Consider the following 14219-nt stretch of genomic DNA (forward strand, 5'->3'; position numbering starts at 1 on the left):
GACGCCGATTGAGTACCGACGCCAGCTTGCGGTTTAGGAGCTTTTTTCAATGTCCACTAAATGGGGTCTTGACCAAAGTTCACACGCCTTTTGTTTTTTTACTTTATCCTTATGCCTGTACCAGTGCAAGCAATTCGTCCGGCTGGTAGCCTTTCACCGCTTTGTCTCCTGCCACGGTGACTGGAACTCCCATGAATCCGAATTTCTCCACTTCCTCCTGATATTCTCGCTTGCTCATCACATCTCGCACTTCAAAAGCGATGCCCTTCTCCGTAAGCAGTTGTTTCACCAGTTCGCAGTCTACACAACCCTTGGTAGAATAGACAATCACACCAGGTATCAGATTGCGCAGCATCACGACAACCATTTCGTAAGAGCGCTGGGAAGCTAACTTTGTAAATTCCACGAAATTCACATGAGCTGACCCGTCCGCTTTATCTGACATGGAACGAACAATGACGAATGGAATCTCATTCATCGAGCAAACCTGGCCTACTGCGGCCCCTTCCATCTCTGTGCAAGCAGCGCCGAATTCCTGATACAATCCTGCCACCTTTTCACGATTGGCAACGAACTGATCGCCGGACAAGATGCGACCGCTAACTACTTTCACATCTTCACTGATGGATTTGCCTGCTTCAATGGCGAGCTGTTGCAGTCTGTCATCGGCTTGCCATACCCACTTGTCAGTGAACGGGATCTGGCCAAGGGCAAAACCCAGTGCTGTAACATCCATATCATGTTGCACCAAATCAGTTGAAACGACAATATCACCGATGTTCAATTCAGGATTCACCGCACCTGCTACACCCGTAAAAATAATTTGAGCTACCTTGTACTGATCAATAAGGATTTGAGTGCAGACACTTGCATTTACCTTGCCGACCCCTGATTTGCACAACACGACCGTTTGGCCTTCCAGTTGCCCCTCATAATAGGTAATGCCAGCCTTTGTTGTTGCGACTGTCTCTCCCATCGCCTCAAGGTACAAGGCGATTTCTTCGTCCATTGCACCGATAATCCCGATACGCATGCCAATTCCTCCTGTTGTTACTTGCTCACATTTTTGGTGCTTTGTCTGTATTCGATTCGATGAGGCAACAATACGACGTGTTGCTCTACGTGTTCATTATTCATATACTTCGTCAAAAGTCTCATCGCTACCGCTCCAATATCGTACATCGGCTGAACAACGGTAGACAAACGTGGACGTACCATCTCAGCCAGGCGAATGTTGTCATAGCCTATTACTTCGATGTTGTTTGGAACATGCAATCCTGCATCCTGTACGGCATGAATCGCACCAATCGCCATCTCATCACTTGCAGCGAATACGGCTGTAGGCGGTTCTGCCAACTGCAGGAATTCACTCATGCGTGCTAACCCGGATTCATAGCGGTAGTTGCCGTTTGCCACCAACTCTTCCTTGAATGGGATATTGGCATCGGCGAGAGCCTGTTTGTATCCTTCAAAGCGAACCAGACCGCCTAGCGGGTCATGTAATGGTCCAGTAATCATGGCAATTCGTTGATGTCCTTCCTCAATGAGGGATTGAGTAGCATCATAGGCTGCCTGGAAGTGATCAATCGTAACAGATGGAAGTACATTGTCTGCATCTCTTGTGGCAGCCAGTACAACGGGAACTGCAGCAGTAGACAGAGCCTGCAGATGGTCTTCCTTCACTTCTCCACCCATGAACAATAGGCCGTCCACTTGTTTTTCAAGCAGGGTGTTGATCAATTGCAGTTCCTTCTCGAGGCGCTGGTCGGAGTTACAGAGAATGATATTGTATTTGTACATGGTGGCAATATCTTCAATACCCCTTGCCAACTCGGAGAAAAACAGGCTGGATATATCCGGAATAATAACACCCACAGTTGTTGTTTTCTTGCTTGCGAGTCCTCTGGCAACAGCGTTCGGGCGGTATCCCAGACGTTCAATTGCGGCTAATACCTTTTTTCGAGTCGTTGGTTTCACATTCGGGTTTCCGTTGACAACACGAGAAACCGTAGCCATCGATACTCCTGCTTCACGTGCTACATCATAGATTGTTATTGGCATGACGATCCTCTCTCTTTCACCCATATTCTGGTTTTCATTCTCATTTTCATAATTTACTAGCACATATGATACGCTAAGGAACCTTGTGTTGCAATCGTTTTTCATAGATAAAGCATGAAGATGTTATGAAAATATATTTTAATAAGAAAAAAACGGTCCCTGACAGAGAAAGCCCTCTGCCAGGAACCGCTTATGCTCATTTCGTAACTCGTGAGAGCTTGTTTAAATTAACGTACGCTAATTTGATCTTTGTACAGACCAGATGTACGGAGTTGATCCATTACTTCATTGAATTGCGGAATTGTCAGTTGTTGTTTGGCATCGGACAAAGCCACGTCTGGATCAGGATGCACTTCAATCATGATACCGTCTGAGCCTACAGCAAGACCCGCTTTGGCGCATGGCAACAAGAGATCGCGACGACCGGTAGAATGCGTCACATCCACGAAAACTGGCAAGTGTGTCTCTTGTTTCAAGAGAGGAACCGCCGAAATGTCGAGCGTGTTGCGGGTAGCTTTTTCATAGGTACGGATACCACGTTCACACAACATCACTTGTGTATTGCCTTCGGACAGAATGTATTCAGCCGCATAGATGAATTCTTCGATGGTTGCAGAAAGCCCACGCTTCAACAGGATTGGGTGGTTGAGTCGCCCTACTGCTTTCAACAGCTCAAAGTTTTGCATATTGCGTGCACCGATCTGGATCACATCGATGTACTGGGTAGCCAGCTCAAGGTCGGCTGGTGTTACGATTTCACTTATGGTTACGAGGTTGAATTCATCCCCGATTCGTTTCAAGATTTCTAACCCTTCTACTCCGAGACCCTGGAAGTCGTAAGGTGATGTACGTGGTTTGTAAGCTCCGCCCCGTAATACACGCAGACCTTGTTTTACATGATTCTCGGCAACAGCTCGAACTTGCTCATAGCTTTCAACAGAACATGGGCCAGCAATCATAATTGGTTGTTTGCCGCCGAATTCTACACCTTTGATTGTGAGTACAGTGTCTTCTGCTTGCTTTTTGCGGCTAACCAAAAGAACTTTTTTGTTGTCGTCCTTCTGTAAATCAAGTGATGCTTTGAAAATTTGCTTAAAGAGATGAACTACGGTTTCGTCCTTAAATGGACCTTTATTATTCTCAACAAGAAGATTTAACATTTGGCGTTCACGTTCTGGATCAAAACGGTTCACACCTTGTTTCAGCTTCTCTTTACCAAGCTCCTGAACCAATTCAGCACGTTTATTAACCAATGCCAAGATCTCAAGGTTGATATCATCTAACTGTTTGCGAATTTTCTCTACTTGCTCGTTACTCATCTTACTACTCCACCTCTCATCATCTCATCTTATACTCTCCCAAAGGTTAGGGACTATTATAAGCGAAACAAATTTGTTTGTCAGCAGTTTAGCGCCAAAAAGCGCGAAAGCGAATTGTAAAAATATTTAGAGCGCTTCCATTGCTACCTGAATTGCTACATTTTCTAGCTATTTTCGACAGGATTATACCACCATAATAAGAAACTAGTATATTATGTAAGAGAGGATTTTCAAATAGTCCGGGTAACATAACTGTCGAATTTCGGTTGCGCCGCATCGTCCCTCCGCTGCTCACGTAGACTCACCTACGTTATTGCTGCGCTCCACAGGACGCGGGAGTGTCGACGTTCCAACAGGACGTTGGGAATTTAGTCGACCTCGGTCCTTCTGCGCCTTGAACTTCTCGGTTCTGTTTGTCCTCCTATTTGAATTAGATTTTAAGCAATGTAGCTGTATACGTATCTTTATAAGGAGTGACTACTCATGTCACACGACTCTTCACAAGAACGAATTTTTTCCCTCGATATAGGAACCAGGAGTGTTGTCGGTCTGATTGTTGAACCCGTTGATGATCAGTTCAGGGTTGTCGATTGTGTCATACAGGAGCACGATGAGCGATCCATGCTGGACGGTCAGATTCACGACGTTGTAGCAGTAGCCAAAGTAATCGAAAAAGTGAAAAATCAACTGAGTGAATTGCACGGCCCGCTCACAAAGGTAGCAGTTGCTGCTGCTGGTCGATCGCTGCGCACCCGTCGTACGACAATTGAAATAGATATCTCCCCTCTCTCATGGCTGACCAGAGATGATGTGCTCCGTTTGGAATTCTCGGCTGTACAGGAAGCGCAATCTCAATTGGCAAGGGACTTGAATGACCGGGATTCCACTCATTATTACTGTGTAGGATACAGTGTTGTTAACTATTTTTTGGACAATGAAATCATTGGCAGTTTGATTGACCAGCGTGGTGAAAAAGCACGTGTAGATGTAATTGCAACCTTCCTCCCGAGGGTAGTTGTCGATTCCTTACTGTCTGCTTTGAAACGTTGCGATCTTGAAATGCACGCTTTGACGTTGGAGCCGATCGCTGCCATTCACGTCTTGATTCCTACAACCATGCGCCGTCTGAACATTGCGCTCGTCGATATTGGTGCGGGAACTTCTGATATTGCACTTACCGAAGAAGGGACAATTACTGCGTATGGGATGGTGCCCATCGCCGGGGATGAAATTACGGATGCGCTGATGAATGCCTTTTTGCTCGATTTTCCTATCGCTGAAACAGTGAAACGTTCGTTGGCAACCGACGAGCCAGTCACCTTCACAGATATTTTGGGAATCGAGCACAGCTTGACGAAAGAAGAGATTATCTCAGCCATCGACAGTGACATATCCAATCTCGCTAAAAAAATTGCTGACAAAATCATCGAATGTAACGGAAAGGCTCCCCAAGCAGTCATGCTGGTTGGCGGTGGAAGTCTGACACCAAAACTGCCGGAAAAAGTGGCAGAACACCTGTCAATTCCTGCTGCCCGTGTTGCCGTTCGTGGTGCCGATGCAATTAAGCAGTTCGTGGGCTCTCATCCGCTCATCAACGGTCCGGAATTTGTTACTCCAGTCGGAATCGCCGTCGCTGCGCAACGCCATCCGATCCGATACGTCACGATCAGTGTCAATGAAACGCCAGTGCGCATTTTTGACCTGAGGAAAATGACAATCGGTGATGCTCTGTTGACTGCGGGAATTGACATCCGGCGTCTGTTTGGACGTCCCGGTATGGCTAAGACGGTAACTGTAAACAACCGCATGCGAATTATTCCGGGCGGGCATGGTACGGCACCTGTGCTCACTTGCAATGGGGAAGCAACCTCACTCGATCAAGCGATTACAGATGGTGACTCACTGATTGTTGTACCTGGACAAGACGGTGAAGAGGCTCGTGCATCGATACTCGATCTGTTGCAGGAAATCGATACGCTCGATGTGACAGTGAATGGAAATCCTGTTTCGCTTGGCCCGATCGCCATGGTTAATGGTGAGAAAATGGAGCTTGACTACGTTGTTTGTGATCGAGATGTTATAGAAGTGCGGATCCCTCGCACCGTCGATGAAGTGCTTTATGAAGCAGGGCAAGAAATTGCTTGCGCCCAAACGGAGATGGAATCTTCCCTGATTCAGTTCAGTGTAAATAATCGGGAATTCACGCTCCCTCGACACAATCGAAAAATCATGATTAATGGAAAAGATGCCATCGGCCAAAGCCGGATTCAGACGGGCGATGAGATAACCGTATTGGACGAAATCATTCCTGCCCCAAAAATTGAAGACATGATTCCTCCTGAAGAGTGGGTTCAGCAAGAAATGAAAGTGTGGTTCAATGACAAGCCAGTCACCATCGAAATGGCAATCATGAGTGTCAACATGGATGGTCAGAAGGCTTCATTAACCGATGAAATTCATGACGGCGCAATTATACATGTGCAGTCAGTACCTGGACCAAATCCGGTATTTAATGATGTGTTTCGCTATGTTGATTTCTCGCTGGACAAGCCGGATCAGGCTCGAGTGACCAAGCTGGTTATGCTGATTAATGGAGAGCCCGCTTCCTTTCAGTCGGAAATACAGACGGGTGATCGCTTAGAGTTATATTGGGAATGAGAAAACTGCTTGTCCTTTCCTGGTCTCCCTGACAGCTTGCAGAGAAGATAAACTGCCCAACTTTCCCTCCTCGCCAGGAAGTGGTCAAACACGCTGCAGCCTCTTATGTAACGCTGGTTGACCACTTTTTCACCTGACGATTGAGGGAAAGTCTAGGTTGCGCTGCCAAAGTCGCTTTGAAAGGACAAGCAGTTTTCTCGGGTAACTAATGGAATAAGTAAAAGGCAGCATTATGGCTGCCTTTTTTTGCTTCTTGTCAATTGTAGTCCAAGGTAGGTTAGTGAGATAAACAAGAGCAGATTCACTGCTCCAGCGATGTTCTCCCGGAAAAGTACCGCTTGAAACCTCTCCGTCGAAACAAGACCCGAACTGTCTGGCGTTTGCATTTGTGTTGAACTAACTGAAACCGCAATCTCATATAACTCCTGTGCCGCAGGAATCACAATAAAATGAGAATTGATCACCAACAGCAGCACGAGTATCCCTTTCCATCTCATCAATCGATTGCGCAGAAGCCCTTTCATCTGGACAAGCAGCATGATTCCACTGATTAACGTTACGACAAGACCTGGCTTCGTAACATACGTAATGATCGTCATCACATCTGCTCTACCTGCCGCAACTTCCATCCAATTCCCACTCGAATCATGACTTTGCGCAACAGCGATTAACGCAAATACACTGCCTAGAAAAGCTGCCAAACCAATCACATGCACTACTCCAAACAAACGAATACTGAAACTTTTCATGTAATCACCCTTTCTTTTTAATTAGCATGCTAAGCATTAACTGTTATACACTTCCTAAAAATTGCTCAACGATCGCTTCAATAGTCGACTGAAAAATGCTTGCTCATCCTCTGAAAACCCTTGAAGTGCCAGTTCATTAACCGCCATGGCCTCCTTCACAAGCTTCTCTTCCAGGGCCCTTCCCTTGTCAGTCAAATAAACGCGCTGCACTCTGCGGTCTTCTGGATCAACTTTACGCTGGATCAAACCTTCCCGAATCATTCTCTGGATGATACCTGTTACAGTAGATCCCTCGATGGCGAGATGTTGCTGAATCTCAACCTGGGCAATTCCTTCGTGCTTCCAGAGAACAGCAAGAATGGTCCACTGTGAGATCGTAACTCCATGCTCCTTTAGGCGTGAATCAAGCCCGGTGGCCATTTTGTGCGCCAATTTATTGACCAGAAAACCCATGCTATCCTGCAAATTCAACGCTTACACCTCACAAAATTACTTAGTATGCTAAGTATATTATTAACTGTTTACTAATGCAAGAAAAAAATGGAAAAAGAAAAAGCTCGATCCACTAATAGCGGAGAGCTTTGGATAATTGATTACACTCGGCTGCCATACGGGTATCAAGACTGGTCAGTCCTCCAGCACTCCACGTAGACAGGCGCAGGGTAATCAGCTTGTAATCAATCGAAATCATGGGATGGTGATTCATTTGTTCAGCCAAATCAGCAACCTTGTTCACGAAAGCAATTCCGTCCATAAACTGCTGGAAGCGATACTTTTTCTCGATCCACTTTTCATCTTTTCGCTGCCATCCATCCAGTGGTTCTAGCTCCACGGCAATCTGTTCCTCAGTTAACCGTTCCATACCGGTTTCCTCCAGACATTAACATTTTTATCCAAGAGCTTCTGTTATCGCCTGTTTGGTAATTTTCCAATGAGAGGTATGCCATGTGACTTTCTGGTCATCCAGAAGAAATAGTTGCGGTGACTCGTGCTTAATGCCAAATCGTGCTTCAACTTCATTCGAAACAGGGCGATCCTCGCGTACCAAAATCAATGCCGCCGGAATCGTGTGATCTGTCAAAAAAGCTTCAAATTCATTATATGCAGCCGTGCTGATTGGACAAACCGTACTGTGTTTTAACAGGAGTCGTTTGCCTGGCTGGGCCACAAATGTATTCAATTCTTCAACAGATTCTAGTTTTATTAAGTTAGGCATTCCTCTCGCTCCTCGCAGTTTAATCAGTAAGAGGTTGCGGGAAGAAAGCACGATCCAGACGATACATCGACCCGAAACCCTCCCTTCTATTTCAACATGAATATGTTGGAAACGCAAGGCAACCTGAGGCTCGAGTATGTATCTGATGTAAAATCTTATGCGATGATCTGCGTCAATCTGCGTCTAGTATCGGTTATCCAGTCTTGATCACCGAGTGATTGTGCTAACAGGAAAATATCCAAAAGTTCATTAATTCTCTCTTCAATCACATATCGCACATCAACATCTACATCGTCATATTTATCAGCGACCATTACTAATATATTGGAAAATTCCGACACCTGATTAAATTCAACCTCTTGACGTGACGGACGAGGTCCTAAATCTTCCATTAATCGTTTTAGTTCTTTTTTGACGGTATCTACAACCTGAGAGTATTCACAGTCCTCATTATGACAAACGTGAACTGGTACATTTTGAATTTTCACACGGTTGCGGTACACGACGTTACGCAGCATGATGCCCATTTCGCATCCACATTGGCTGCAATTCTTCTGCATGAATAATTCCCCTCTCTCAAAACTTCAGAAAAAAATAATTAAATCACCCTAAATAAAATTCGTTTACTTCACTTAAAATCCTGCAAGTTTTTGCGTGGTACTTGGTGGAAGCCCACCCGGCTTTTTCAGAAATAGTCAAGAATAAGCTCTTTTTTGCAAAAACAACCGGGTGAGCTTAGCTCGCTTATCCAATATCCTTTTTCTTCATTTCCTGTTTTACCAGATACATTGCATATTGTAATGGTCTTCTTACCGCTAACCGATATAAGTGGCCTTGTTTCAATCCTTTGAAAATATCTCGGCCTGGCTTCGGATTTTGCTCAATTAACCAGACCCGTCCATTCACATCAATACCAATATCCAAGCCAAATTCTATCATCCTGCCATAGTGGTTCTCGACGACCTCAACCAAGCGATAGGCCAGATTGCGACATTCCAGCAAGATTGTTTTTGTCTGTGCTGTACCAAAACGTGGAGTTAAAAATGTAAGCACATCCACCGCTTTTCCTCCGCCATGCAGGTTGGACGTGGAACTTTTCTCTCCACCTACTCTAACCCCTAAGCCAGTGATTTTCCATTCCCCAAATTCATCCTTTTGAATCAGCAAGCGGGTATCTACGGTACGATTTGGTACCAAATTCAGCTCTAGGCCTTGCTGCACAAGGAAAAATTCATTATCAAGCTTTTCGTTCTCAATCCATTTTTCCACCCAGTTCACAAGCTGATCATTTCCTGACAATTGCGCTATGACTTTCCTGCTGTTATGTTTGCTTCGGCCCAGAAGATGAAAGGTGCCATTCACCTGTTTGATACTGACAATGCTGCGTCCACCCGTTCCGTTGTTTGGTTTGAGATACACCACCGGATGCTTGTTGATCAGAGAAAGCAGGTTCTCCCTGCTGTACTCTGCTGTCTCAGGAAGCCATTTTCGCATTTGCTCATCTTGCACTAAAACTTGATAGACATTCCACTTGCTGCTAAACCTGCTATTGGCATAAAAAAATAAGGACCGCTTGCGAAATGACAAGTAGTTCTTATGCTTAGGCTTGGGGTAATAACGGTATCGGTCAATTACAATATCGGGCCATGCAAACATTTTACTTGTCCAACTTCCGTCTCCGGCAAGAACAAAACCGCGAACTTGTCGACTCGACTCAAACACATCATCAGGAGAAAAGAGAAACACCGTTGCTCCCAGTTCCTTGCCCTCACGAATCAGTCTGCGAAAATAGCCAGGTTCGGCAAACTTGGTACCGCTTCGCCAGGTTAAGATCCCTATTGTATTATTCTTCATTCAGACACCCTCTCTAAAGCCCTTTTTTCTATTACGATATGTGCCCTCAGCAAAAAAGGTACTAACTCGTTGGCTAGTACCTCGTCCGCTCTATCTCTAGGGTGGCTAGATTTTTTACGTATAGACTACGTTCACCTTTTCACATTGAGGACAAATGGCGACTTTTCCTGAATGGCCAAATTCGTCCTCCACCCGATAACCAATAATTTTGCCTGAGGAACAAAACAGACACTCTTTATTGAAATCCATGTCGTATTGGGCTTTCCAGACGATTGATTTGAACCCTTCACCGACCCGGATCGTGATCATTTCGTCCTCACGAAGATGAGCGAGGGATGTGCCTCTTCTCATAGGTTTTTCATCCTTTCGTTTTTTGAAGTCATTTTGTATCCTCTAGCTTTTCCTTGAATTCAGAATAATAAACCTATCGCCCAAAATTCCGGATCAGAAGTTAACTTGCGCAAAAATAGGCGAATGCCGTGCCAGCTTTCCGCTTCCCCCCATATGTTATGGATGTAAGCCGATATCACCTAATGACAAAGGAGGATTTCACATGAGTAGCATTTTTAATGGTGGTGGATTAGAGAGCTTTGGATTGATTCTTGTTCTGTTCATCTTGTTAGTAATCGTTGGTGCTTCTGAAGATTAATCTTCACTAAGCAGCTAACCTACATCATACGTTTATCACTCATAAGGGAGGGGCTTCCATGAGCAGCATGTTCAACGGTTGTTTCGACGATTTTGCGTTAATTCTGGTGCTTTTCATCCTGTTAGTAATCGTTGGTGCTTCTGAAGACTAATCAGGGCCAGAATATAAAATGCAGGGCTGGCAATTGCCGGCTCTTTTTGCATTTCCTCGATAATTACAAAATGGTCGTGTTTCATAGAAGGTGGATATGACCGCTTGCGGTCAACAGAACGTTCACGACCGTTTTGTTTTTTGTTTTTCCTGTCAAGAAATGCTGTGTTTTGCATAAGTTAAGAGTACCGAATCCTGTATGTGCGTTTCCTTTGTGGCTACTCTAGAGAGAGTGGCCGTTTTTTTTTGAATAAAAAAACTCTTTTTACGCAAGAAATTTTTTTATTAGTTGACTTCGCTTTCTTAACGTTTTTGTGTACAATCTATAAAGAAGAATGCAGACGAAAGAGAGGTACATACCATTATGAAAGATCCTCGTTTGGTGCAGCTTGCACACAATCTAGTCAACTACTCTACTCGTGTACAACCAGGGGAAAATGTATTGATTTACGCCGTTGGTCAGGTTCCCGAGCTAGTAAAAGCAGTTGTCCAAAAAGTGTATGAAGCGGGTGGAAATCCGTATGTGCAATTAATCGACCAATCGATTCAACGTGAATTGATGATGGGAATTAAAGAAGAACAATTAGCTGTTATGCGTGAAGCTGATGTAACGTTCATGAAAAAAATGGACTGCTATATCGGAATTCGCAGCGGCGACAATATCAACGAATTATCGGATGTGCCAACTGACAACATGAGCTTGTACAATCGCTTGTTCATGCGTCCGGTTCTCGACGTACGCGTCCCTGAAACAAGATGGGTCATCCTACGCTACCCGAATGCATCGATGGCACAGCTTGCCAACATGAGCACAGAAGCATTCGAGGATTTCTACTTCAAAGTGTGCAACCTGGATTACAGCAAAATGTCTGAGGCAATGAACAATCTTGTAGCTTTAATGGAAAAAACAGATAAAGTACGCATTACTGCACCTGGAACTGACCTGACTTTCTCCATCAAAGGAATTCCGGCCGTTAAATGTGCAGGCAATTACAATATTCCGGACGGAGAAGTATTTACTGCTCCTGTGAAGGATTCTGTAAATGGTGTTATCTCTTATAACACTCCTTCTCCATATAATGGCTTCACGTACGATAATGTGAAGCTCACTTTTGAAAACGGTAAAATTGTAGAAGCTACTGCCAACGATACCGAGCGAATCAACAAAGTGTTTGATACAGACGAAGGTGCCCGCTACGTGGGAGAATTCGCCATCGGTGTGAATCCGTTTATCCAGAATCCAATGAAAGACATTCTGTTTGATGAAAAAATCGACGGAAGCTTCCATTTCACCCCTGGTCAAAGCTATGACGAAGCGCCAAATGGCAATAAATCCACTGTTCACTGGGACCTCGTATTGATCCAGCGTCCTGAATGGGGCGGCGGAGAAATTTACTTTGACGACGTATTGATCCGCAAAGATGGACGTTTCGTTATTCCAGAACTGGAATGCCTGAATCCAGAAAACTTGAAGTAATAAAGAAAAACCAGCACATGATCGTGCTGGTTTTTTTCTCATTTATTGGCTTACTTTTTGACCGCCATTTTTGATGCGATCACGATTTTTCTCCAGGAATTGAATGTTGTATTTCAACAAATCCAATGTGTACTCCCAACAGAGGGTTTGGTACTCATCCAGTTCATTTTCAATTTCTTTGAACTTTTTCTTTGATTGGTCATATACCTTTTGTTGGTACAAAACACCGTCTTCAATCAAATTGTTTCGTTCTTCAGCAGAACGCAATCCCCCGAAGAAAAGCTTCACGAGCATATTGGAACGGAGCATTGCTGGTTGAATTGGTGTATTGATCTCCGTATGGAACAAGCGTTTTCCTTCTTCGGTAATGCTATATAGAATTTTATTTGGTTTGCCCGATTGTACAATTTCACGTTTGGTCACATAGCCATCTTGCTCCATTTTACGAAGGGCTGGATAAATCGCTCCGTAGCTTGCATCGTAAAAATAACCAATGTTATTAGAGAAAGCTTGTTTGATATCGTATCCACTCATTTCGCCATAATAGAGAAAACCTAGAATTATCGTTTTTACGTCCATTTGCCCCTCCAAAACTGATTGTCCATTTTTATTTTTTTTAGTTTTTATACTTATTTCTTGCTTTAGTCGGTCTTTACCATTATAAAAGTAATTTCTTTAATATATCAATACACTAAAAAAAACTTTATTACCACATTATGCTTTTTGCTCGATTTTATAATTTTATTAACAGTGCCTTATCTTACACATCTCCTAAGAAAACCCACCCGACACAAGAAGATAGCTGGCGGTCGACTAAACGCAACATCCGTGTTGCATCGTCGACACTCGCACGTCCTGAGCATCGTCGGGCGGGGCCCCAACCTTATAATCAAAAAATGGGCGTCCCATTGTCCGCCCCTTGCCATACAATGATACATACCTAATCAGGGGGGATCGACGGTGAAACGAAAAAAGTGGTCAACTTTGGTTAAGCGGAGCGGAACGATAAACAGCCTTCACCCACTCAATTTTCTCGTACCCCTAGTGGAACAGGTGAAAGACAGCGTAGTCTCCATCATCACACAAGACGTTGCTCCTACGACAGACATCGATAAGTTAATCCAAAATTTCCTTGGTATTAAAGCTACACCAGAGAATTTGGCAGAACGCAGCTTTGGTTCTGGATTTATCATTCACCCCAAAGGATATATTCTCACCAGTGAACATGTCATTGGCAAATCCAAAAAAATCATGGTAAAGCTTTGTAACGGACGCCTTTTCGAGGGGAAAATGATTTATGCAGATGCCAAACGAGATTTCGCTATCCTCAAAATACAAACTGATTTTCCACTTTATGCCTTGCCACTAGGCGATTCATCTACAGCCAGCGTTGGTGAATGGGTGATTAGTGTTGGTGCTCCACTGGGATTAGAGAATTCTGTCACTGCCGGTATCATCAGTGCCAAAAACCGCCGTTTACAGGTCTCCCAACGATATTATGAAGAGATCTTTCAGACCGATGCTGCCATTAACCCCGGCAACAGCGGTGGACCACTGATTAATCTTCATGGCGAAGTAATCGGGCTTAACGCCTTTATCATTCAATCCAGTCAGTCACTTGGATTTGCCATTGGCATCAACTCTCTGAAGCCTCATATTCAAAAGGGAATAGGAAAGTAATCCCAGTCCGACTCGCTCCCGCTTGCTTGAAAAAAAGGAAGAGCGCAAACACGCTACTTCCTTTTCTCATCGTTTTTGGAGCAAAAAGTTATTTACCCGCTTCTTTCTTGAACGCAATCAAATACACCTGATCACCTTCTTGATTTAACTGAGCCTCGGCCTTTTTCAACTCATCCAACTGATTTTTGTCCAAATTGGCAAGTGGCAATTCATCGAGTGCATGTAATTTCCCCATTGTTCCCTCCGCTTTTGTCAATTTTATGGCATTTTAACAATATCAATCCTGAACGGACTAATCATAGTTTTTCACAATGGACATCTTCTTATGAAACATTTAGACTCTATAATGTAGCACGTTCATCCAGAATTTGATTCATTCCTGTGCAGGGACCTCGGAGGGTTACAT

The 14219-nt window shown here is 44.2% G+C and carries 17 protein-coding genes; 5 read left to right on the forward strand and 12 right to left on the reverse strand.

All coding sequences use genetic code 11. The features are described 5' to 3' along the window. Positions 1 to 109 precede the first annotated feature (109 nt). The 3 genes from ACPW7N_RS23420 to ACPW7N_RS23430 all read right to left on the reverse strand — a co-directional run bounded on the left by ACPW7N_RS23420 (position 110) and on the right by ACPW7N_RS23430 (position 3380). Positions 110 to 1033, reverse strand: a complete 924-nt coding sequence (locus tag ACPW7N_RS23420) for a 5'-methylthioadenosine/adenosylhomocysteine nucleosidase (RefSeq protein WP_425653895.1) — start codon at positions 1031 to 1033, stop codon at positions 110 to 112. A 17-nt stretch (positions 1034 to 1050) separates the two neighbouring features. After that, positions 1051 to 2061, reverse strand: coding sequence for a catabolite control protein A (ccpA, locus tag ACPW7N_RS23425; protein WP_425653896.1), 1011 nt, complete (start codon positions 2059 to 2061; stop codon positions 1051 to 1053). Positions 2062 to 2288: 227 nt separating this feature from the next. After that, a complete protein-coding gene (locus ACPW7N_RS23430; protein ID WP_425653897.1) occupies positions 2289 to 3380 on the reverse strand; it encodes a bifunctional 3-deoxy-7-phosphoheptulonate synthase/chorismate mutase in 1092 nt (363 codons plus the stop codon). Positions 3381 to 3863: 483 nt separating this feature from the next. Between ACPW7N_RS23430 and ACPW7N_RS23435 the strand changes: the two genes are divergently transcribed. Further along, positions 3864 to 6038: a cell division FtsA domain-containing protein gene (locus ACPW7N_RS23435; protein ID WP_425653899.1), complete on the forward strand. Its 2175-nt coding sequence runs from the start codon at positions 3864 to 3866 to the stop codon at positions 6036 to 6038. A 230-nt stretch (positions 6039 to 6268) separates the two neighbouring features. Here ACPW7N_RS23435 and ACPW7N_RS23440 read toward each other — a convergent pair whose 3' ends face one another. The 7 genes from ACPW7N_RS23440 to ACPW7N_RS23470 all read right to left on the reverse strand — a co-directional run bounded on the left by ACPW7N_RS23440 (position 6269) and on the right by ACPW7N_RS23470 (position 10208). Further along, on the reverse strand, positions 6269 to 6787 hold the full coding sequence (locus tag ACPW7N_RS23440) for a hypothetical protein (protein WP_425653900.1): 519 nt from the start codon (positions 6785 to 6787) through the stop codon (positions 6269 to 6271). Between the two features lie 54 nt (positions 6788 to 6841). Then, on the reverse strand, positions 6842 to 7258 hold the full coding sequence (locus ACPW7N_RS23445; RefSeq protein ID WP_425653901.1) for a MarR family winged helix-turn-helix transcriptional regulator: 417 nt from the start codon (positions 7256 to 7258) through the stop codon (positions 6842 to 6844). Between the two features lie 94 nt (positions 7259 to 7352). Continuing rightward, on the reverse strand, positions 7353 to 7649 hold the full coding sequence (locus ACPW7N_RS23450; protein WP_425653903.1) for a 4a-hydroxytetrahydrobiopterin dehydratase: 297 nt from the start codon (positions 7647 to 7649) through the stop codon (positions 7353 to 7355). A gap of 27 nt (positions 7650 to 7676) precedes the next feature. Continuing rightward, a complete protein-coding gene (ytxJ, locus tag ACPW7N_RS23455) occupies positions 7677 to 8003 on the reverse strand; it encodes a bacillithiol system redox-active protein YtxJ (RefSeq protein ID WP_425653905.1) in 327 nt (108 codons plus the stop codon). 155 nt (positions 8004 to 8158) lie between these two features. Continuing rightward, positions 8159 to 8563, reverse strand: a complete 405-nt coding sequence (locus ACPW7N_RS23460; protein ID WP_425653907.1) for a hypothetical protein — start codon at positions 8561 to 8563, stop codon at positions 8159 to 8161. A 184-nt stretch (positions 8564 to 8747) separates the two neighbouring features. Further along, on the reverse strand, positions 8748 to 9857 hold the full coding sequence (locus tag ACPW7N_RS23465) for a YheC/YheD family endospore coat-associated protein (protein WP_425653909.1): 1110 nt from the start codon (positions 9855 to 9857) through the stop codon (positions 8748 to 8750). 114 nt (positions 9858 to 9971) lie between these two features. Beyond that, entirely contained in the window at positions 9972 to 10208 is a 237-nt protein-coding gene (locus tag ACPW7N_RS23470) for a hypothetical protein (RefSeq protein ID WP_425653910.1), read from the reverse strand. A 202-nt stretch (positions 10209 to 10410) separates the two neighbouring features. Here ACPW7N_RS23470 and ACPW7N_RS23475 point away from each other — a divergent pair, with 202 nt between their 5' ends. From ACPW7N_RS23475 to ACPW7N_RS23485, 3 genes are all read left to right on the forward strand, one after another. Next, positions 10411 to 10506, forward strand: coding sequence for a YjcZ family sporulation protein (locus ACPW7N_RS23475; RefSeq protein WP_425653912.1), 96 nt, complete (start codon positions 10411 to 10413; stop codon positions 10504 to 10506). 58 nt (positions 10507 to 10564) lie between these two features. Further along, the gene (locus tag ACPW7N_RS23480; RefSeq protein ID WP_425653915.1) at positions 10565 to 10657 is read left to right on the forward strand and encodes a YjcZ family sporulation protein; all 93 of its coding nucleotides are present in this window, start codon (positions 10565 to 10567) and stop codon (positions 10655 to 10657) included. 363 nt (positions 10658 to 11020) lie between these two features. Continuing rightward, positions 11021 to 12133 carry an aminopeptidase gene (locus ACPW7N_RS23485; RefSeq protein WP_425653917.1) on the forward strand — a complete coding sequence of 371 codons (1113 nt, stop codon included), beginning with the start codon at positions 11021 to 11023 and terminating at the stop codon, positions 12131 to 12133. 42 nt (positions 12134 to 12175) lie between these two features. Here the strand turns inward: ACPW7N_RS23485 and ACPW7N_RS23490 are convergent, their stop codons facing one another. Next, positions 12176 to 12712, reverse strand: coding sequence for a PadR family transcriptional regulator (locus ACPW7N_RS23490; RefSeq protein WP_425653920.1), 537 nt, complete (start codon positions 12710 to 12712; stop codon positions 12176 to 12178). 381 nt (positions 12713 to 13093) lie between these two features. Between ACPW7N_RS23490 and ACPW7N_RS23495 the strand changes: the two genes are divergently transcribed. Beyond that, positions 13094 to 13813, forward strand: a complete 720-nt coding sequence (locus ACPW7N_RS23495; protein WP_425653922.1) for a S1C family serine protease — start codon at positions 13094 to 13096, stop codon at positions 13811 to 13813. An 88-nt stretch (positions 13814 to 13901) separates the two neighbouring features. Here the strand turns inward: ACPW7N_RS23495 and ACPW7N_RS23500 are convergent, their stop codons facing one another. Continuing rightward, positions 13902 to 14048 carry a hypothetical protein gene (locus tag ACPW7N_RS23500; RefSeq protein ID WP_425653924.1) on the reverse strand — a complete coding sequence of 49 codons (147 nt, stop codon included), beginning with the start codon at positions 14046 to 14048 and terminating at the stop codon, positions 13902 to 13904. Between the last annotated feature and the right edge of the window lie 171 nt (positions 14049 to 14219).

Origin of the sequence: Brevibacillus nigriterrae (assembly GCF_049846925.1) — a bacterium.
Taxonomy (GTDB): domain Bacteria; phylum Bacillota; class Bacilli; order Brevibacillales; family Brevibacillaceae; genus Brevibacillus_H.